This is a genomic window from uncultured Succinivibrio sp. (assembly GCF_902756765.1).
Classification (GTDB): domain Bacteria; phylum Pseudomonadota; class Gammaproteobacteria; order Enterobacterales; family Succinivibrionaceae; genus Succinivibrio.
In genome coordinates, this window is record NZ_CACVSS010000023.1 from 12,282 (window position 1) to 31,925 (window position 19,644).

The following is a 19,644-nucleotide window of genomic DNA, read 5'->3' on the forward strand; positions in this document are numbered from 1 at the left end:
TTCATGATGCACAACTGAGATTTTAGGCTAAGAACCTTTTAATTTGTTCATTATCCCGGATCTTTCCTATACTTGAGATAGAGTTATAGGAGAGCTGCTATGAAAATCTCACTTGAGTCCTATCTTGTAAAAGACAAAATTTCTCTAGCTGATATCAGCACCAAAGCTGATCCAAAAGTTAAAAGAGATGAGGTTGAATCATCCTTATTCCCACAGATAACCCAGGAAATCTGTACGCTGCAGGAAAAACTCTGGGCCGAGAATAAACATGGCCTGATTATTCTTTTCCAGGGAATGGATGCAGCAGGAAAGGATAGTGCTGTTAAAAGAGTATTCTCTGAAGTAAATCCTGCCGGACTATCCATTGTTTCCTTCAAAGCACCTTCCGAAGAAGAGCTTGATCATGATTACTTATGGAGAATCAACAGAGCCCTTCCGCCTCGCGGAGTAATAGGAATCTTCAACCGTTCTCATTATGAGGATGTGGTAACGGTAAGATTGCATGATCTGATCAAAAATGGACCTCTTCCTGACGAAATTAAAAACGACTCTGATATCTGGAAGGACAGATACGACCAGATATGTAACTGGGAGAAATATCTTTATCAGAACGGCTTTCATATGATTAAGATTTTTCTTCATGTCTCAAAGGATGAACAGCGAAAACGTCTGGCAGAGAGACTCATTAATCCTGATAAGCATTACAAATTTGATCTTGGTGATATCAGAGAACGCCAGTACTGGGATCGATATCAGGATTTATACAGTGATATGCTGTATCGATCATCTACCAAATATGCCCCATGGTATGTACTTCCTGCAGATAACAAATGGTTTACAAGATTACTGATAGCAATGCTGGTACGGGATACTCTGAGAGCAATTGATCCGCAGTTTCCGGAATTATCTGATGATGTCAAAAGCCAGATTCATACAGTCAAATCTCTATTTGAAGATGTTGACATGAAGGATTTTGGAGATGCAATTTTAAAGCTCTCTAAGTCAAAGAAAAAGTAAAGCTCTCCAATTTTTACAGTTGTAATTGCTTTTCCTTGTACGAGAAAGGTTATCTTTTTCACAAAATCATCAGATCAAAGGCTCGAATACCAATTTCGAGCTTTAAAAAAATCTCTTTATATTCCATACTTTATATATAACATATATGAAGATATATCTCATCAGTAAGGATGTATCGGAGGAGTTTTTATGATTAAGGTTAGCTACGGTTCAAAAAGTCTGGAGAGTCTGAATCGCAATAAAAATGGAAACAGTAAAAAACAGAAAAAAGACCCTCATCAGGAAAAGATGACTAACATGATACATTCCATAATGGGTGATTTAGAAAGTGTCATCAGAAAAGGAATTGAACAGCAGAAAGCGGGGACAAGAAATATGAATGAAGTATTAGAATCTGTTGAAGGACTGTTTGGAATAAAAGCAAAAGAAGAATCTGATAATACCTTCTCTATTGACGGTACTGTTTTTACAGCTGAAGAGCTTCAGAAGGCTGTGGGAGTAATAAAAGGAGTAGAAGGAGAAATATCCGCTCACATCACCGAGTCAAAGCTCCTTGATTACATCAATTACGCCCATTTTGAGATTGCTCGAAATGTCGTTGGCAAATACGCAAAGAAGAATCTGAATATCCAGCAGGGAGAACTTGTCAACAAGGCCTTAAACAGCTTTATTAACAAAGCTCAGGAGGTTCACGACACCATCATCGAGCGTATTTTTGAGAAAACTCAGGATAAATACTACGGCTACAAGGTTACTGATACTGGCGTAAATGATGATCTTGCAACAGTAACAGGAGATAAAGTAGTTGCTTCTAATCAGGACCTGATAAACAGGATCACTTCCCTTTTCAGTACAGCGGATTTCTCAGACTCAGCAGCTGTTTCCAAGGTTATAAAAGATTTCAAGGAAATGGTAATTCCTGCCTATAAGGAAGTCACTGAAGATACCGAAAAACTTGAAGACAAGCTTAGCTATGATGAGTTAAGTTTAACCAAGACAATAAAAAACTTTATGAATCACGCATCTGACTGAGCCTAGTCAGAAATAGCAGAATTTTTATATAGAAAAGCGGCTCACAACATTCTTTTCAGAAGTTTGTGAGCCTTTTTTTGTCTGATATTCAAAATGTCTATTTTCTTCAGATTATAACTGCAGAAAACCTTTCTGATTATCTTTACACGAGCTTATTTTCTGCCGTTATAAAGATATAATTACTCTCTTTGTCTTCTGTCGTGATTACTATAGTATTCAGACTTAGCTGCATACATTTTTCTATCAGCACTTTTAAGTGATTCATCAAGCTTTCGAGAATCGTCGCACCATTCAAACCCGATAGATAAGGATACGCTATTTCCAATCTTAGAGGCCTCAAGAAGATTATCACGAATCGATTCAAATGAACCTATAGAAATATTCGGAATAATAGCGATAAATTCATCGCCTCCATTTCTATAGACATTATTTTCTCCGCAGAATCTGAAAAGCAGATTTGCTGCTCCACGAATTGCCTCATCGCCAGAAGCGTGGCCATGATTATCATTAATAAGCTTAAGTCCATTAAGATCAGCAAAGACAATTCCAAGCTTAGATGACACCTTCTTAAGTTCAGCAATTCTTTCAAACAGAGCATTACGGCTACCAGCTCCAGTAAGTGAATCATGTGAACTTAATCGTTCTAGTTTTTCAAGAGAAAGGCTTAAAGCCATTCGATCTGCAATGAAGTAGGAAACTGTTTCCAATAGTCGTCTGGTATCGACCAGTTCATCTGCACGATAGTTCTCTGCTACAAGATAGCCTGAAAGTTTACCGTCGTTATAAAGAGGTGCTGCAATAAAGTTATTGATCTTAAGCTTCTTTAGGAAAGCATAGAGTTTTGGACTGAATTCAGCAACCACTTCAGTATCATGAACCACAATACTGGATTCATTAAACAGTATCTTCTCCCAGTAGCTGATGGCATGATAATCAAATTTTCTGCGGGAGAATATGTTTGATTCAATACCTCGTCGACACCATTCAAGAGTTCTTGAAACCACCCATCCATCGATATCAAAAATAAACAACCTATCAGGATGGATAACCCTGCCAAGACATTCAAAGGACTTGGTTATGCCAACTTTTATGTTAGTCTCACTGTTTAAGATTCTTGCAATTCTGATAATACAATCATCCGTGGTCTTGCCGCGAGTAAGTCTGTCGTAATTTTTCTTATCTTCATCAATAATGGTAAACATTACTGCACAGCAGCCTGGTTTTGATGCAGGTGAACAGTAGAACTGCAGCCAGTGATGAACTGTATCTGAGAATACTCTGCCAGAAGCTATTTCTCCCAAGCTGGCTCGCTTGGTGAACTGTATCCACTGAACATCAGCAGTAGGAAAATTTTCTCTGTAGGTATGCCCCTTCAGCTCTTCCATTGTTTTTCCTGCAATTTCACAGTATTTGCTGTTTACATACATATACTGCAGGTCAATAACTCTATCTTCTTCGATAATTGGATGAACCAGAGCATAAGGAAGAGGTAAATCAGCATGAAGATCAAATTGAGAAATGTTCTTTAAGGAGGATCTTCCCTGACTTGATCTCATGCGTTTGGAGGCTAGTTCCAGTACCTTCTGTGAATTTGAAGCTTCAGAGCCCTTAGCAATACCCAGATCTGCCGTCAAAGAGCATTTATGAGAATCTACTTTTCGAATCTTACTGATTTCATCTTTAAGCTTCTGTAGAAGTTTTGAAAGTCTGTCATAGCTGTCACGGTAACAGATGATAAATCTGCCAGACTGAAGTCGTCCCAAAGAAGTCATAGGCGTGAATACAGATTTAATTTTTTCAGCAATTTTCTTTAAGACCTTCTCTGAAAAAGCCAGACCGAATTCCCGTCTTAGCATTGTAACCGCAGTAACCTCGCAGAGAATTATGGTATAGTCACGGTTGTGATCACGAAGCTCATTCTCCATTCCAAACAGAGCAAGCAGAATACCTCTGGAATTCATAAAACCGGTTGCCGGATCAATAAATCTTGAATCCTGAACAGAATCATTATTCTCTTTCTCGGATAGATCAATGAAATACCCCATCAGCCCGACAATTTTACCTTTTTTGTAGATTGGGAACTTTGTTGAGGAAATAGGTTTCAATACACCATCTACAATACATTCTCCATCTGAATTTCGGATAATCTGGCCCTTTTTTAGAACATTCAGCTCACCCTGTCTGTATGGAGCATTATTGGTATGCCAGCCTATCTCTTCATCGTTTTTACCCTTAATCTCGTCAAAGGATTTGATATTGAAGTAATCAAGGAAAGATTTGCTTACGCCTACAAAACGACGCTGAGCGTCTTTCCAGAAAAACTTCACATGGCTCTGTTCCATCATGGTTCGCCATAAAAGAGCATCCTTAGCAACAGAAGCTCCAGAGGATGAATTATTATCAAAGCCAAAATAACGGTTTACAGTCGAAACAATATCCTCCTGATACCCCATGGAAGAAGCCTTGATACAGACAAACATCTCCTTGTTATCTGTTTCAGGTACAGTGACAATAATGAAATCTTTCCATTCATAGTTACCATCAGCCTTTTTAATTCTGAAAGAATCCTCATAGAAGCCACGATTATATTTATTGATTCTCTCTACCAGATAATCCTTAGTCGTAAATTGACGATAGCGCTCAAGATCATCAGGATAAATATGTCGGACTGAATAGTTGGAGTAAAACTGCTTTAAGCCATAAAGAACATCTCCACTTTTCTCAGAAGGAATGTCACTGAAGAGCACTGTTCTTGAATCAGTATTCATATTCACAAGGTAAATACTGTCAAAGACGGAAATGATATTTCTAAGAGTATTGTCAAGCAGCTTATTCTGATTCATTGCAAAATCATAGTTAACTGCATCTATATGGGCTAACAGCAGAGAGTAGTTACGGTTTTTTACTACCTGCTCAAAGGAAAACAGATAATAACGACCTCTGTCCACAAAAATCATCTTCTCCTCATCCCCATTGACAATTACTCTTTTGGCAAGGTTTCTGAATTTTCTACTTAAAACAGAATCAGAGGAGTTCATGTTTATTCTAATGGCATCAGAATCGGAAATCTTATCTGACGTGATAATATCCCTGTAGGCGTCATTCTCTCGCAAAAGCACAAATTTCTTGTCCTTACCATAAAGAAACAGTGCAGTAGGCATATTATCTGACATCTCAACCAGACCTGCCTGATCAAAGAAAGATGCAGCCTCTCGACTTTCACAAAGCAAGCCTTTCTTTTCAATATAAGGATAAATATCAGTAAAGCTCATTGGAGCACCAAAATAGTAGCCCTGAAGCTTTTCACAACCTATTTTACTTAGAAATTCAATCTGTTCCTCAGTCTCAACTCCCTCTGCAAGAGTATGAATTCCAAGTTTCTTTGCCATCTGAATTGTCTGGGCAATAATGATCTGAGAGCGCTGGTTCAGATTGGACAAAAACTCCATATCAATTTTGATTTCATTAAAATTAAAATCTTTCAAAACATTAAGGGATGAGTAACCTGAACCGAAGTCATCCATCCAGACTTCAATGCCGATTTCGTGAAATCTCTCAATCATGCTGCGCATCAGAGCATAATCCTTAATAACAGTAGATTCAGTAATTTCAACAACAAAATAGTCTGCTGGAAGATTAAACTCCTTTAGAAGACCATCAATACTGCTGACAGGATCGCCTAATATAAAATCATATCTTGAAAAGTTCAGAGAAACAGGAACTACGTTCTTCCCTTCATCAAGCATGGTACGAATAATCTCGGCAGTGCGGCGTGCTACAGCCATATCAAGTTTGAAGGAAAGACCGTTGTTCTCTAAAACTGAGATAAACTGCCCCGGCTGAAGAAATCCGTATGTAGGATCATCCCATCTGGCAAGAGCTTCAAAGCTACAGATTCTTTTGGTAAGTGTTCTGATAACCGGTTGAAAATAAACTCGAATCCACCCTCTCTCAATAGCCTGATCAAGATGAGAAATAATATACTCTTTCAGAAGATAGTCAGAGCTCATCTTTTCATTAAACCAGGTATAACTTGATTCAATAGAGTACTTGTTGATATCAGCCGCCATTTTAGCTTTATCTATGGCATAAATGATATTCTCATCAATATGAGATAACGCATAGATTCCGGCTCTTACGTTAAGAGTCTTTCCTGAATTAGCTTGAGTAAGCGCAGAGAAAATACTTTGTAATTCATACTCGATTTTATCAGTTGAACTAATAACCGCGAACTGATCACTGCCAAAACGACAGCAGTTACATCTACTGAATTTGGAGATCAGAATATTGGAAAAACAGACTAAAAGATTATCGCCCTCATCGAAGCCATAACGAAGATTAAAGGCTTTCATGCCTGCAAGATCGAAAAATACAACTGCAGGGACTTTTCCAGCAGAATTGAGTTCATCAATGGAATTAGGAGCTAAAAACTGAAACTCTCTGATACTGGCAAGATTTGTTAACTGGTCATAACCTGCTGAGGCAACATGGGAATGTATAAGCCGACTGCCGCCACTTCCAGGAGCAGGAGAAAAAACAGGAGGCATAATTGCTTTATTCATCAAAACCTCAATTTCATTTTTATCTTTAATCTTTTCTCATGTATTCACAGTTGTTTCTTTCGGAGGATTCAGACTGCTAAAGGGACTGAAGTATTTAATAACATGAGGTTAGTTCATAATCGAACCTTTTTTATGGTAACTGCAAAAAGATATTTAAATCATTTTTAATGCCAATTATTAGTAGGCTATTACATTTTTTTTTCTAAAAAACAAACGTATATCAAAAAACCAGGAACTACTATCCCCCAAAAAGATAGCGGTGACATTGAAGCTTGTTCGTTATGAGGATGTGCAGCCTACTCTACATTTCTTTAATTTTTTTCTTAAGAAATGCCCTATTTTTAAAGAATTTTTATGGCCGAATTGATTTACACCTTCTAGAATTAAACTAAAAGTTTTTATATATGCGCATAAATTTTCAAAAATAAGGATCCAGTCATATATGGATGCACCAAGTATCGACAGAATGTTAGATTCACTGGACTCACCTAGAATTGCCAAGTTTGGTGGCAATCCGCTGTCATGTAGTCCAATCCCTGGTTTTGGGTATCTTTTCATGTGCATAAGACCACAGACCCTGATGATTTATAACCGCATTGATAGACTAGGTTCAGAAAGTAAGGCTTTCCCGGAACTCTTTGAGATGATTCTTGCATCTGAGGTCTCTTCAGGCAGGTTCAATAACATCAGACTTGTCTATGACAGTGATACTACTGTTCTGTGGATGTGCTATGACATTAAGCTTGAAGATATTACTACAGTGGTACTAAGAGATTCTATCAACGACTTTATTAACAATGCCAAAAACCTGAAAAAATTTATGAAGACACAGCTTCTGGATGTTGTAATGCAGGCTTTAAGAGAGAGTCAAGATCTTACAGATGAAGCAGCTCAGCTCTCCCCTGATATGGAGCAATCCTGTGCATTGTCTCTAGCTGTTTCAAATATCACTGCCGAGAAGAATTATGAACAGAGTAAACCTCTGAGTACAGATCCTAATGTTCAAACACAGCTTAAGCAGATTATACTCGCTTCAGCAAAAGGACCAGGGACTTCTAGCAGCAGTAATAGTGAAACTACGGGGACTACTGGAGAAAAAAAAGAGCCAGAGCTGGTTAACGTGATGATAGCTCAGAGTATGTTTATGCTGGCATAAGACTACTTCTTATTCTCTACAAGCTACAAGTCAAATACAAAACCCGCATTTAGCGGGTTTTGTTTTTATACTAATGTCTCTGTCAGTCTGTCAGAGCATTCTCATGAAAATGCTTAAAATAATACTGTTTATCGGATCTGCAAGCATAAAACCTACAATTGGGAAAAGCAGATATGATTTAAAGGATGAACCGAATTTGCCTGTGAGCACCATCAGTGTTGCCACAGAGCTTGAAGGTCCGCCCATACCAAAACCGATTGAAGTAGCAGAGAGTACCGCTGCATCATAATCTCTTCCGGTCAGAATATAGACCATAAAGAAGGCAAAGAACAGCAGAAGAATCAGCTGAGCGATAAATATTCCTACCTGAATCATATTCAGGAAACTCAGCTGCCAGATTGCTAACCCCATAAAATCCATAGCAAGATACATGGAAAGACTTAAACCGCCGAGATAGTTAATCTCGCTGGTATAAAAATGATAACGTTTGGTTTTTATACTCAGATTACGTAGAATAATAGCAATCAGCATCGCGCCGATGTAATAAGGAACAGTAGCACCGAAAATTTTGAAAAAATCACATACTGCTACACCTAAACCGACTACAAATGCCATCTGATATGAGGCTTTGGCAAGCTTGGCTGCAAAAGGCAGATCAGAGTCATCAGAATCGGAATTCTTTTCTAAATAAATCTCTTCTGAAGCTGGCTTTAATTTGTACTTTAATATGAGATGACGTCCTAGAGGACCACCTACAAGACCTGAGACAATAATACCAAGGGTGCACATACCAAAGGACATATTCTGACCATTTGCAAGTCTTAAATCCTCAAGGAAAGCACCAAACTGTTCGGTGATACCAAAGCCTCCGGCCATAGAAATAGAGCCTGCTGTAAAGGTTGTCAGTGAATCCAGATTAAATAACGAAGAAAAGGATAGACACAGAACATTCTGAGCAATTATAAGAAGAATAATAGCTAAAAACAGAATCAGAAAAGTAGAAATACTGCGTCTAATCAGACTTAAGTCTATCTGAAAACCTACAGAGGTAAAGAAAAGCACCATGCAAAACTTTTCTATAGCCTCACTGGTGATAAACACCACACCTTCAAGATAAAAACAGAAGTTGACAAGTGCGATAATAAGGCCGCCTACAACAGGAGATGGAATACAGTATTCATCAAGCAAAGGTATCTTCTGTTTGATAAAAACACCAAGAAATAGCACCATCACAGCTAAGCCTGCTGTCTCATACATATTAAGATTAACAATTTCCAGCATTTTCTTTCCTTAGTCCTGAGATGCCACAATATGAATATCAAAAAGAGGTTTTAAATTTTCGGTCTCTTTAACCGTAAATCCGTATTTCTGATAGAAATCAGCTGCCTCAGGGTGAAACTTCAGATCAAGCTTAGGCTCGGTTGCGTATATTAGAGCCTCCCTGTCAAGAGACTTTACCTCATCACCATTTGAGTTAAGATCCGGCTCGAACATAACTTTCATGAGTTTTTCAATAGCGGAATCAGAGGTACCGTTATGAGCCTGAAGCAGAATGTTTATGCTGACTGCGCCAACAGACTTATTCTGCCCCACATACTGATTAGCCTTAATAGAGGTAGCAGTAAGAGACTTCTCATACTTGGTTATGATTTTTAATCTGTCTGCAACTATAGGCAGGAATTTAACTTTCATAGACTTGCAAAGCTCAGAAACATAGCCGGATGGAACTGAGTCATAAAGAAACAAGGCCTCAGCCCCTTTGTTTTTAAAGAGCTCAATTGCATCTTTTGGAGTTTTTGCCACAAGCTTTCTTGCAGGACGCTTGATGCCATGATCCTTTAAAAGTCCGAAAGAAACTGTTCTGGCAGCGTAATCATAACTGCCGACAGCTACTGTTTTCTCTGCAAGATCAGATATATCCTCATAAGGTGAATCTGCTCTTACAATTGCATGCAGAGTCTGTTCATAAACTCCTGCAACTGTTGAGTTATAGATATTAACTTCATCTCCATCGTTTATAACATCATAATTCTTTTCGTTGACACTGCTGGCAACATAAGCGGGATTGATTCTGGCAACAACAGCAAGAGCCGTATCCAGCGCAGATGCATTAATCAGAGCAAGATCGAGAATCCCATTATTCAGAAGTCTGATGGATGAAGCCGAATCAGCTGTATAAACAGGCTTTAATCTCAGGTCAGCTCCGGCCTTTTCAAGTTTCTTGTTAAGATTAACCGTATATTCATAGTAATCGCTGCCAGGAGCTCCGACACCGACTCTAAGGGTTTTATCATCATGACAGCCGGTAAGAAACAGACCGCAGACAATCAATACTAATATTCTTTTCATGTAATACTCTCAGACCAACGCTTTAGAACTATGAAAAATCCCCTTAAGGAGACTTGCAAAGAAAATAAAGCAAAAGATTTCAGTTTAAAATGTTTTCCTACGAAAAAAGAAAATATAAAAATAACAACTCTTTAAAAATTATAAGAAAACCTTTGGAGGATAGGTAATTTCAAATTGACGGATATAATCTGAGATCACACAAAAATCATAATAAACGTGATAAAAAATTCGATTTTGCTTCAAAAATACAAAATTAGGACTGCCGAGTATATCTGAAAGGATCTGTTCTGAAGGAATAGAATCGGCAGCTGGAAAACAGTTAAAGGATCTAAGCTTACGCACCTGCGCATGTACAAAGCACATCACGGCTCAAATAAAGGCTACATGACAATGCTGCAGGTCTTAGCTTATACCAAAATCCTGCAGAGTTACATTTGAACTGATGAATTATGAGAAATAAGGCTCTCATTCCTGACGGCATCTGAATCTGCAAAAATCTTTATAAATGCATGAAGTTATAACCATTGCTAAAAGGCTGTGACTGATTATCGCTTACACCATTAATCAGGTTCTGCAGTCGCTTTGACCTAAACTGCATTGCCTCATTGTTCATATCGTTAACTTTCTTTGTCCACTCATCCGCAACCGACAGAGCTCGGTTTAATGTGCCTATAAAATCAGTTGAATCCGACTCCTCAGAAAAAGGAAACATAAAGTTCATGGAAACCATATGAGTGGAGCTTAAATAGCTCAAAGCACCACCGCTGGTCTGTGAAAACAGGAAATTAGCCTCAAGAAGACGAGGTAATACCAGAGAAACAGCACCAGGGGACAAGGTGGTTAGTTCTACGTAGATGATACATACACCAAGTTCCGGCTCAAAGTGCAGTAGAACATTTCTCTCATCGTAAATAAAATTAACCGCATTGGACTCACTTAATGAAAGATTAAGTCCGGTAACTTCATTGATTTTCTCAATTACTTCTTCGCTTTTCATCAGCTGATCCTTAATTTTTTAACAACAATTTCAAATTTAAATACAGTGTAAGGTATATGTCGAACACATATTAAATTAAACAACAAAATATAAAGTTCAAGATTTTAATTCAATAACTTCAACAGATACCCAATAATTCCTTCAGAAAACTCTCTTTTTTGGTTAATCCGTCAAAGTTTCGGGATTAACCATGAGATATTGCATAAGCAGCTCGAGGATTTATCAGATTGCAACCTCAGGATGCTCCTTCTTGTAATTCTGAATCTTCTCCAATGATGCAAAGGAAATCTTACCCTCTTTACAGTTAATCACTCCGTTCACATCAACCTCCAGTACCATATGGAACTTGAAGAAGGCTGTGCCAGGTTTCTCATTGACTGTTACCTGAATCTTGCCGTTATCCAGTTTTCTGATTGTATGATCAAGTGCGGTATGCTCTGCTCCTTCCGCAACATTATAGTAAAGAACAGGAGCCTCATGCAGTATAGCCTGTATACCCTGGGTAATACAGAATCCAACGCCACACAGCTGCTGGTCGGAGATGTTACCGAGACTTTCTCTAATCTCCTTGGCCATATTGCTAGTGTATTTCTTGTTACCGTTTAGATCTCCCGTATTCCAGCTCTCTTTTTCAGTGAAGATCTTCTCTTTATTATTTCCGGTCTGCAGAGTAATCTTGCACCCTTCAACAGATGTTACGCCCTGTGGATTTCTAGCTCTAGGGAAATCAATTCCAAAGCCATAATCACTTGAACCGTCCTTAAACTGATAACCATTAATACAGTCTATAGGGAATACCCCATGACCTCCATTCTGTTCACTCAGCTCAAAGACAACATCCTCCTTGTCGGCTGTTGATAGTTTTTTTATGTAATCTGTAATATTGATGCCTATTAGATTTAAAGATCCGTATACCATTAAAGGATCAAAATTCTTCTTTCCTAAAAGCTTGCCTAATGCATCGATTTCCTCGTTAAGCTGAATAGCAAGTTTATTCAGAAGATTATCAAAGTTAAGATCCGCTGGGGCCTGACCTCCATGAAGAACGCCCCAAACCTGCTGAGGTGTTGGATTTCCTCCACTCTGATCTAAAAGCTCAGACAGTTCTTTTGCCTTCTGGCCTATCAGACTCATCAGGTCTTCGAGCCTCCAGTAACCGTCAACAGCTTCACCGTTTTCGTTTATATAGCTGTAATCAAAAATCTTATTCTCACCATAGGCTCCGGCATTCTTCAGAGGCTCCTTGTCGGAAACAGGCACCTTCAGATTGTAAATAAAGTCCTTTACTGCATCCTTCTTTTCCTGGCTTAATTCATTAAAGCCTACCATCACCTTGTCAAAAGGTTTGAAGGTTAACCTGAAGAGCTTTGCAAACGCATCAGGAAGATTATCCTGATAAGGAATCTCTCCTAGATATCGCTTAGCATCAGGGTCAAATAGCGGCTGAGGATTCTGAATATTCAGCTTAGCTGCCACCTTCTCTCCAAGCTTATTGATGTTGTTAAGAAGAACATCCACTGCCTCAGTGTAGCTGAACTTGACATGAGATGCTATATCCAGAGCTGAAGGATCTGCCTGTTTTTCCTTTGCCTGCAGTGTATTGATTATCTCAAGAACAGCTTTTGTATACTTATCTCTTAAACCTCCATTAAGATTTTCAAGAGACTTCTGATCGCATAATGCAATGATGGCATCAAAGTAGAAATCAGCAACATCTTCCTTACTGTAACCTGCAAGCAGAGTTTCTGTATTTAAAAGTTTATTTCCGAATTCCAAAAGCTGCAGGACTATACTGTTTATTTTCTGCTGAGAGTTGCTCTTAAACACATCAAGGATTGTGGCAAGATTATCGTTGACATCAACAAAACCTTTGATAAAGGCAATATCTGTACATTTAGTCAGCTTGATTAGACTTATGGCAGTCTTTTTCTTATCATCATTAAGTTCAGGACTGTTTAAAATCGCCTGCTGTGCGCTGTAAATTTCAACATCTGAAGCATTGCGCTTTATTTTTTTACTGCCAGGAATATTGTCAAGCAAACTTTCCTTCAGCTCGATATTATTTCCACTGGCTTTGACTGATGCTGGATCAACGCGAGAATCTTCATCCAAATCTGCGGTCAGAATGTTTAAAAGAGCCAGAAGAAGTTCATCAATCTTCTCAAGATCCTTCTTATCCTTTAAGGTAAGATCTGCCCCATTCTTCTTTATTTCTATCAGATCCTGATACAGTGTCAGAATGTATGTCTGGTTCTGCTTTGATTGAAGTTTATTTCTATCATTGATACTTAAGGAAATATCGAGTAGTTTCATAACCTCTTTCAATACGGCAGAAGTCTCTTTGCCGGAAACAAAAAAACGCTCAATTGACTTCTCAGCATCCTTTATATTTTCAAGAATTGTAGGGACATCAGGCTCTTTCTTTAGGAGCTCTTTTATGACTCGGTCTATATATGTTCCAACTACACAGGCAGAAGGGATCTTATCCGAATACATATCAAGGTTACTGAACCTACGCAAAAACAGAGCATTTTTTTGTGCAAGATCACTAAGCTTTTCTTTTATATGTGAGTAAAAATCACCTTCTACGTTTTTATATCCCTCAATTATGGCCTTACGGTTTTCAGGCTGTAAAAGCAGGGCTTTTACAGCATAAGGCTCCAGACCTAATTTTCTACATAAAGGAAGACCAAAAGTGACATCTTCAATATCCTCTATGAATGAATCGATAGCCAGTTCCTGTGAAAGAGCATACAGCGAAGATGAGGTTGGAACTGATGATTTTTCATAATACTTGATTAAAGCATCCATAGCATGACTGAGTTTCTTCCCAAAGAAATACATACTATCCTTGAATTCAGAGTTTGCTTTAAAGAAATTGTTTACAGCAACCAGCATCTTGCTTAGATCTTCACGGGTTCTGGCAGGATCATTTCCCTTTTTTAGCAGACATGCTGAAAGCTTATCCAGTTCCTCCTTAGGCATTATTTTTAAAGCAGACATACAGGCAGGATCATTAACATTTGCCGCTCTTTTAAACAGATCATTTATAGATTTGCTGCCCTTTGGAAGTTCTTCGTTGCCTGTGGCAAAAGAAGCACCATTAATAAATTCAATTACTCTTTGTCTACCATGTTCTCCTGTAAGATCAGGGAACAGATTCCTTAGAAAGTCATTTACGTTTTTAGCATCAGTCGGATTTCTGAACTCAGACACATCAAGACCAAAAGCATTACCCTGTGAAAAATAGTCAGGATCTCTGCTGGAATAAAAATCATTAAGCACTCTCTTTAGGAAAGTCTTCTCATTATCAACAAAGTCGTCTACGCTGTTTCCATCCATGTCGATTTCAACAAAATCATTCTTTGCTGATATATGTTTAAAGGCAAAATCCTGTGAAAACTTCTTAAATGACTCAACCTGAGACTGTGTAATAACTTTATTTTTTAATGCATTCTCTACCGCTTTTTCAGTGACAGCCTTTGCCTTGTTATGTGCATTCAGCAGATTATCAGCCAATTTTATAGCTTCATTGATTTTAGAAGGCGTCAGTGCAGCGCCATTTTTAACCATAGTGGTTAAAGTGCGACGAAGATTGTTGCTGACAGAAGCATACTTATCATTAGTTATAAGTGCCGACCAGAAGGCAAGAGTAACCTCATTATTGGACTGAGAGTGAGAAAAGCCGATGTTTCTTGAGATAAAACCAAGAGGTGTATTACTCAGAGTACCGTCACTCTTTCTGATGCGGATTTCTGCCTTATCCTGACTTTCACTGGCGATTCTCTTAAAATCATCTAATGTAAGATTGTGGCTGTTTAATCTTGCATGAATATCGCTCATAACTCCAATCCTCTAAAAAAAAAACAAACTGCAGAGGGGCTCCAATAAAGTTCTACAGTTATGTAATCTATATATCTGGCGCAGCAGAAAATAACTTTAAACAAAATCTTCAGTTTAAAGATTTCATTCAGCTGCACGACAAGCATTTCAAATCTCTAATAATAAATATAGTTGACAGAATTATGTAAGCTCAAAAGAAAAGTTATTTTTTCTTGTTTATATATATCGCTTAACAATTTTTAGCTTAACCACATTTATTTATCTATATGTTTTTAACATTTTTTTTATGTGTTAAAAAAAACAATAAACAGTAAAAACATAGCTAAAAGTATAAGGTATATTTTTAAAAAATGTAGTCTTAAAATGGATTTTTATATATATTTGCCAATTATGAGATTAAGATCATGTTTTTAATCCATCTACAGAACAGAGCATACGGGATCAGAATATTTAGAGAAAAACTCTACGGTTACATGGATATTCATGTAAAACCGGTACAATTGCATAAGGAGAGGACAGCTTCTTACTTACCTACCTATTAAGCTGAAGTCGGTTGAAATACCAGAGATTTAAACAAGAAAAGGAAAACAATAAGAAGAAATAACAGACATAAAAAAAGCACCCTAAGGTGCAGTGGCGGTGAGAAGGGGATTCGAACCCCTGATACGCGTTAACGTATACACGCTTTCCAGGCGTGCTCCTTCAGCCTCTCGGACATCTCACCATGTGAACGATGTTATTTTACTTAAAAATCTGTAATTTGCAAGAGCCTGACCACATCAGATCATCAAAAAAACCGGTTGATCTGGGGAAATTTAAAAAATTGAATAATAGACTTAACAAGAATAGAAGTGGAACTTGTACCTGAGTCTAACAACTCCTGCCCTGACCACCTCACAGGATATAAGTTCCAGGGACTGTCCCATCCCCGGTTTTTCATCAGTTTTTCCCTCGTACTCAAAGATTGAACCTACACCAGATAGACCATCAACACCAGGATAAATCACAAGATACAGTTCATCAATCAGGCCCTGCTTTAAAAATGAACCGTTAAGCTTACCTCCACCGCTTAAAAGAACCTTTCTTAACCCAAAATCAGAATAAAGACTGTTTAACGCTCTGCGAAGATCATTACCATCCTTTCCTGCAAAGGTATACGAGATTTCACGCTCTCTTAGATAATCAAGATATTCCTGAGAACAGGTATCCTCTCCAAGGATAACCATTAAAGTAGAGTGGCCCAGATTATTGTCTTTATAGGCAACTGAACCTTTAGAGTCAAATACTGCGGTCATCTTGCTGTGAGTACGGATACCAAGAAAAGGTTCAGGATTCTCAACCTTAGTATGAGTATCAGAGTGAAACTCATCTGAACAGTGATGTCTTTTTACAGTGTTTACCCCTAATACAAAAACATCTGCCCTGATTTTTTTCTGAGTTTCATAGTAAACATCAGGATCACCTTCCCCTTTTTCACTGTAAAGGACAGACCATCTGGACTCATCAATACGTCCGTCGACAGAACTTTCCATAAGACAGATGACTCGCTGGGAAGGAGTGGTAACCATATAAAAATCCTCAAGAAGACTAACCTTGTTTATGATTATACAAGAATACTCAAAGAAAAAATTTACTTACCTGGATTTCTGTTAACAAGAAATCTGTATTTCTTTAAGGAAATTCCTCCGGCCCCAGTCTCAAAACCATTGGTTCCATACATCAGCGAAGACATAACCGGAGGCAGTGATTTGGATAGAACATACATAAACAGAGAGATAAATATCATCACCATACAGTCAGAATGTTTTAAAACACTCATACCATCCTCATAAAGTCTGGTTGCCTCAATCACATCGTTCAATATCCTGCATCCGGCTTTGATAATGATAAGAACTGTAACTAGTTCAAGGCCTTTTGAGATCAGAAGCTTAAGATAATTCACCGCAAGATGACGGGTTGATTTAAGACCTCCAAAGCCAAGGACAAACACTCCGATTATGCATAAAATCTGAGCGGTAAGATAAATACTTACAAAGCGCAGTATTACAAAAAACATCACCACCGAAAAAACAATCATACAGACAATGATCTGGACCTTAGATACAAGCCCCAAAACATTTGAGGTGGTAAGATTAGTGATCTGCCGGTCTATGTTGAACACCAGATCAATAAGCTCTGACGGTCCCATATACCCGTTATCAACCATGGTTACAAAGGAATCAATTATCGACTTGCCTATAGCATAGTCATTACTCAGAAGATAGAAGAAGATACCGGTAAAGAGTACTCCTGTAACTAAAGAGAAGAAAAACTCCGACATATCGCCGTTAAAAGCACAGCGTATACCGGTCATAACCATACTCATTGGAACTAAAAACCAGAAGAGCCTCATGGCGGCCTTATGAATAGGAACAGCACTGTCATTCACACATAAGACAAACTCGTCTATCAGAGAATTTAATATTCCATCCGCATTGAGTTCAACAGCGGATGCTGAACCTGATATAAAAATGAGGGATAGCAGTAAGAGTTTCACCGAGCTCACCTTAACTACATAGTCACATCCAGATGACGTGATTTTGTATTATTATCATTACGTAAAAAAAGCTCATCTGCCTTTTCTTTTATCTTTTCCTTTTCGTGGTTCTTGGTAATTTCACTTGAAGAAATTCTGTTGAGATCGGAGATCTGAGCGGTAAGCTGCACCAGAGCATTAGCCTGAGTAGCATTTACTTTTGATAGCGTATCAATAGAATCATTAAGCCCCAGTGATTCCTCGGACTGCATGGAGAATTCATTGAGTTTGTCTATGCTTTCAAGCAAAAGCTGCTGAGTCTTTATGGCTTTTTCTTTTGTTTGAGCTGAAACTGATAGTGCTTCATTATCAATCATCTGATTCAGCTTTCTGAAATTACAGGAATCACTTTTAAGACACTTAAGCCAGGCCTCTGATCTGATGGAATCCTCTGAATAGCCTGCTGCCGATTCTGTATTTTTGGCAAAGGCATAGCTGGCTTCTAAAAGCAGCATGGAATTCTGATTGAGCTCCTGAACGGACTTCCAGGCATCCTTATACTGAAAGCTGGAATTACTCTCCTCTCTGGAGTTCTCCTTTATAAAATAGGATTCAAGTTTTCTAGCCTTACTGCTGTTATCCTCTGACCAGGCCTTAAGTGTCTTATAGGTGGCATTGAGCTTTTCAATCATCTCACTGCCCTGACTGTGAGAAATTCCGCCAGACTGAGCTGCTGCAATGTTAATAAGCAGATAACCTGCAAGACACAGAATAATAAAATTAGTATTTAATAAAATACTCTTCATGATTAACTCCGTAAGGTTCTTTGAAAAAGATATCCTTGGTAAGAGATATGGTGAACTTATAGCCAGGCTGAACCTTCAGGGTTGGAGCTAGGTTGATGTTACGCTCAATGATTCGGCTCAAGGCTTCGGTGACATCGGATGAGAGCTCCCTTGCCTGGGTAGTGTATAGAGTTCCGGCTCCTGATGTGGTTCCGTAAGTCTGCTGGACTGATGATGCTGCTGTGGTTATTGAGGAGAGGAAAAAGCAGTTGCTTAGGATCCTGAAGAAATGATTATCGACATCTGCCTCAAAACCAGCAAAGCCGTCAGGAGACTGTCCCGGCATTGAACCTATATTGATAGAATGTCCATTAGGAAAAATAATACGGTTAAAGCCTAAAAAAAGACGCTGAGCTCCGAATGCGGCAGTTGAACCATACTGACCTAAAAGCTTTGATCCCTTAGGTATTAACAGGAATCTGCCGCGGATACTGTCTCTGATATCACGGGTTACCATAGCGCTTATCTGTCCAGGCAGCTCTGAATTGATGCCGGTGGAGAGAACCGCTGGAATGACAGTCCCCTGCATCAGAGCAAAAGGCGTCTTAGGCTTTATCACTTCATTTTCAAGAGTAAAGTTTTCCCTTTCAAAGACCTCATATCTGGAAAGAGTCTGCTCTGCCTTATCAAAAGATGAATGCCTGTCATCAGAAGCAGTAAAAATATCAGGCTCACCTTTACTATAATGAGATGAAGATGCATCATTTACAGGCTTTACAGAAACTGCAGTCTCATCATGGTTAAAACGCAGCTCCACTCTGGTGGGAGCAGCTTTTGCCTTACGATATTCTGCAGCACGGTTAAGATTGAGTTCATTCTCCTTAGGTTTTCTCTCTTTTATCCTTTCTGCAGAAGCCTCTGCTGTGTAGGAATAATCCTCTGCTTTTGAGGTTCTGTCTAAAAGATTACCCTTCTCCCTGTACTTTATGTATTCCTTAAGATAATCCTCCGTATCCATGCTTTCCCCAGGTGAAGGAACAGTCTTCTGTTTTGGCGTCAGTGACGTTGAAACTGAGACATCAGTTTCCTTTAAATTATCGGAGAATACCTCCTTTGCATCATATTTTGATGGTTCAGTATCGTATTTACTCTTTACCCTATCATCTATTGAAGACAGATTTCTTGCGATCCCCGATGCTACCTTATCAGCATATTTAAGGTTGGTCTCTACACTGTACATTTTCTCCCCAGACTTAACCGCGCTCTTATTCTGAGATTTAATGATATAACCAGACATTACTATCATAAGGATACAGGCAGCAGCTCCGAGGGTAATGAGATAGCCCCATTTTTTGGATAAAGGACCTGTTCTGATTCTGTCAAACATA

The 19,644-nt window shown here is 38.5% G+C and carries 12 protein-coding genes and 1 tRNA gene; 3 read left to right on the forward strand and 10 right to left on the reverse strand.

Annotation, left to right across the window (positions count from 1 at the left end):
* The first annotated feature begins 99 nt into the window (after positions 1 to 99).
* Both QZU45_RS05055 and QZU45_RS05060 read left to right on the forward strand, forming a co-directional pair.
* Positions 100 to 1,017, forward strand: coding sequence for a PPK2 family polyphosphate kinase (locus QZU45_RS05055; RefSeq protein ID WP_295352383.1), 918 nt, complete (start codon positions 100 to 102; stop codon positions 1,015 to 1,017).
* Positions 1,018 to 1,206: 189 nt separating this feature from the next.
* Positions 1,207 to 2,049 carry a hypothetical protein gene (locus tag QZU45_RS05060; RefSeq protein ID WP_295352386.1) on the forward strand — a complete coding sequence of 281 codons (843 nt, stop codon included), beginning with the start codon at positions 1,207 to 1,209 and terminating at the stop codon, positions 2,047 to 2,049.
* A gap of 179 nt (positions 2,050 to 2,228) precedes the next feature.
* Here the strand turns inward: QZU45_RS05060 and QZU45_RS05065 are convergent, their stop codons facing one another.
* On the reverse strand, positions 2,229 to 6,611 hold the full coding sequence (locus tag QZU45_RS05065) for an EAL domain-containing protein (protein ID WP_295352389.1): 4,383 nt from the start codon (positions 6,609 to 6,611) through the stop codon (positions 2,229 to 2,231).
* Between the two features lie 442 nt (positions 6,612 to 7,053).
* On the opposite strand from QZU45_RS05065, the gene QZU45_RS05070 reads away from it, so the two are divergent.
* The gene (locus QZU45_RS05070; RefSeq protein WP_295352392.1) at positions 7,054 to 7,767 is read left to right on the forward strand and encodes a hypothetical protein; all 714 of its coding nucleotides are present in this window, start codon (positions 7,054 to 7,056) and stop codon (positions 7,765 to 7,767) included.
* A gap of 90 nt (positions 7,768 to 7,857) precedes the next feature.
* On the opposite strand, the gene QZU45_RS05075 is transcribed toward QZU45_RS05070, so the two are convergent.
* The 9 genes from QZU45_RS05075 to QZU45_RS05115 form a co-directional block, all read right to left on the reverse strand.
* Complete coding sequence (locus QZU45_RS05075; RefSeq protein ID WP_295352395.1) at positions 7,858 to 9,048, reverse strand: sodium/glutamate symporter; 1,191 nt, start codon at positions 9,046 to 9,048, stop codon at positions 7,858 to 7,860.
* 9 nt (positions 9,049 to 9,057) lie between these two features.
* On the reverse strand, positions 9,058 to 10,116 hold the full coding sequence (locus tag QZU45_RS05080; RefSeq protein ID WP_295352399.1) for a TAXI family TRAP transporter solute-binding subunit: 1,059 nt from the start codon (positions 10,114 to 10,116) through the stop codon (positions 9,058 to 9,060).
* A gap of 499 nt (positions 10,117 to 10,615) precedes the next feature.
* Positions 10,616 to 11,113, reverse strand: coding sequence for a type III secretion system chaperone (locus QZU45_RS05085; protein WP_295352402.1), 498 nt, complete (start codon positions 11,111 to 11,113; stop codon positions 10,616 to 10,618).
* A gap of 222 nt (positions 11,114 to 11,335) precedes the next feature.
* Entirely contained in the window at positions 11,336 to 14,956 is a 3,621-nt protein-coding gene (locus QZU45_RS05090; RefSeq protein WP_295352405.1) for a hypothetical protein, read from the reverse strand.
* 634 nt (positions 14,957 to 15,590) lie between these two features.
* A tRNA-Ser gene (locus tag QZU45_RS05095) sits at positions 15,591 to 15,680 on the reverse strand.
* A 112-nt stretch (positions 15,681 to 15,792) separates the two neighbouring features.
* A complete protein-coding gene (locus QZU45_RS05100) occupies positions 15,793 to 16,524 on the reverse strand; it encodes a dihydrofolate reductase family protein (protein WP_295352408.1) in 732 nt (243 codons plus the stop codon).
* A 62-nt stretch (positions 16,525 to 16,586) separates the two neighbouring features.
* A complete protein-coding gene (locus tag QZU45_RS05105) occupies positions 16,587 to 17,492 on the reverse strand; it encodes a type IV secretion system protein (protein ID WP_295352412.1) in 906 nt (301 codons plus the stop codon).
* Positions 17,493 to 17,506: 14 nt separating this feature from the next.
* Entirely contained in the window at positions 17,507 to 18,277 is a 771-nt protein-coding gene (locus tag QZU45_RS05110; RefSeq protein ID WP_295352415.1) for a hypothetical protein, read from the reverse strand.
* The gene (locus QZU45_RS05115) at positions 18,252 to 19,643 is read right to left on the reverse strand and encodes a TrbI/VirB10 family protein (RefSeq protein WP_295352418.1); all 1,392 of its coding nucleotides are present in this window, start codon (positions 19,641 to 19,643) and stop codon (positions 18,252 to 18,254) included. Before QZU45_RS05115 ends, QZU45_RS05110 begins: the two co-directional genes overlap by 26 nt.
* Between the last annotated feature and the right edge of the window lies 1 nt (position 19,644).

Bases quoted from the DNA above. Each gene is read 5' to 3' on its own strand.
- QZU45_RS05055 (WP_295352383.1), top strand. From the start codon at position 100: ATGAAAATCTCACTTGAGTCCTATCTTGTAAAAGACAAAATTTCTCTA.
- QZU45_RS05060 (WP_295352386.1), top strand. From the start codon at position 1,207: ATGATTAAGGTTAGCTACGGTTCAAAAAGTCTGGAGAGTCTGAATCGC.
- QZU45_RS05065 (WP_295352389.1), bottom strand. From the start codon at position 6,611: ATGAATAAAGCAATTATGCCTCCTGTTTTTTCTCCTGCTCCTGGAAGT.
- QZU45_RS05070 (WP_295352392.1), top strand. From the start codon at position 7,054: ATGGATGCACCAAGTATCGACAGAATGTTAGATTCACTGGACTCACCT.
- QZU45_RS05075 (WP_295352395.1), bottom strand. From the start codon at position 9,048: ATGCTGGAAATTGTTAATCTTAATATGTATGAGACAGCAGGCTTAGCT.
- QZU45_RS05080 (WP_295352399.1), bottom strand. From the start codon at position 10,116: ATGAAAAGAATATTAGTATTGATTGTCTGCGGTCTGTTTCTTACCGGC.
- QZU45_RS05085 (WP_295352402.1), bottom strand. From the start codon at position 11,113: ATGAAAAGCGAAGAAGTAATTGAGAAAATCAATGAAGTTACCGGACTT.
- QZU45_RS05090 (WP_295352405.1), bottom strand. From the start codon at position 14,956: ATGAGCGATATTCATGCAAGATTAAACAGCCACAATCTTACATTAGAT.
- QZU45_RS05100 (WP_295352408.1), bottom strand. From the start codon at position 16,524: ATGGTTACCACTCCTTCCCAGCGAGTCATCTGTCTTATGGAAAGTTCT.
- QZU45_RS05110 (WP_295352415.1), bottom strand. From the start codon at position 18,277: ATGAAGAGTATTTTATTAAATACTAATTTTATTATTCTGTGTCTTGCA.
- QZU45_RS05115 (WP_295352418.1), bottom strand. From the start codon at position 19,643: ATGTTTGACAGAATCAGAACAGGTCCTTTATCCAAAAAATGGGGCTAT.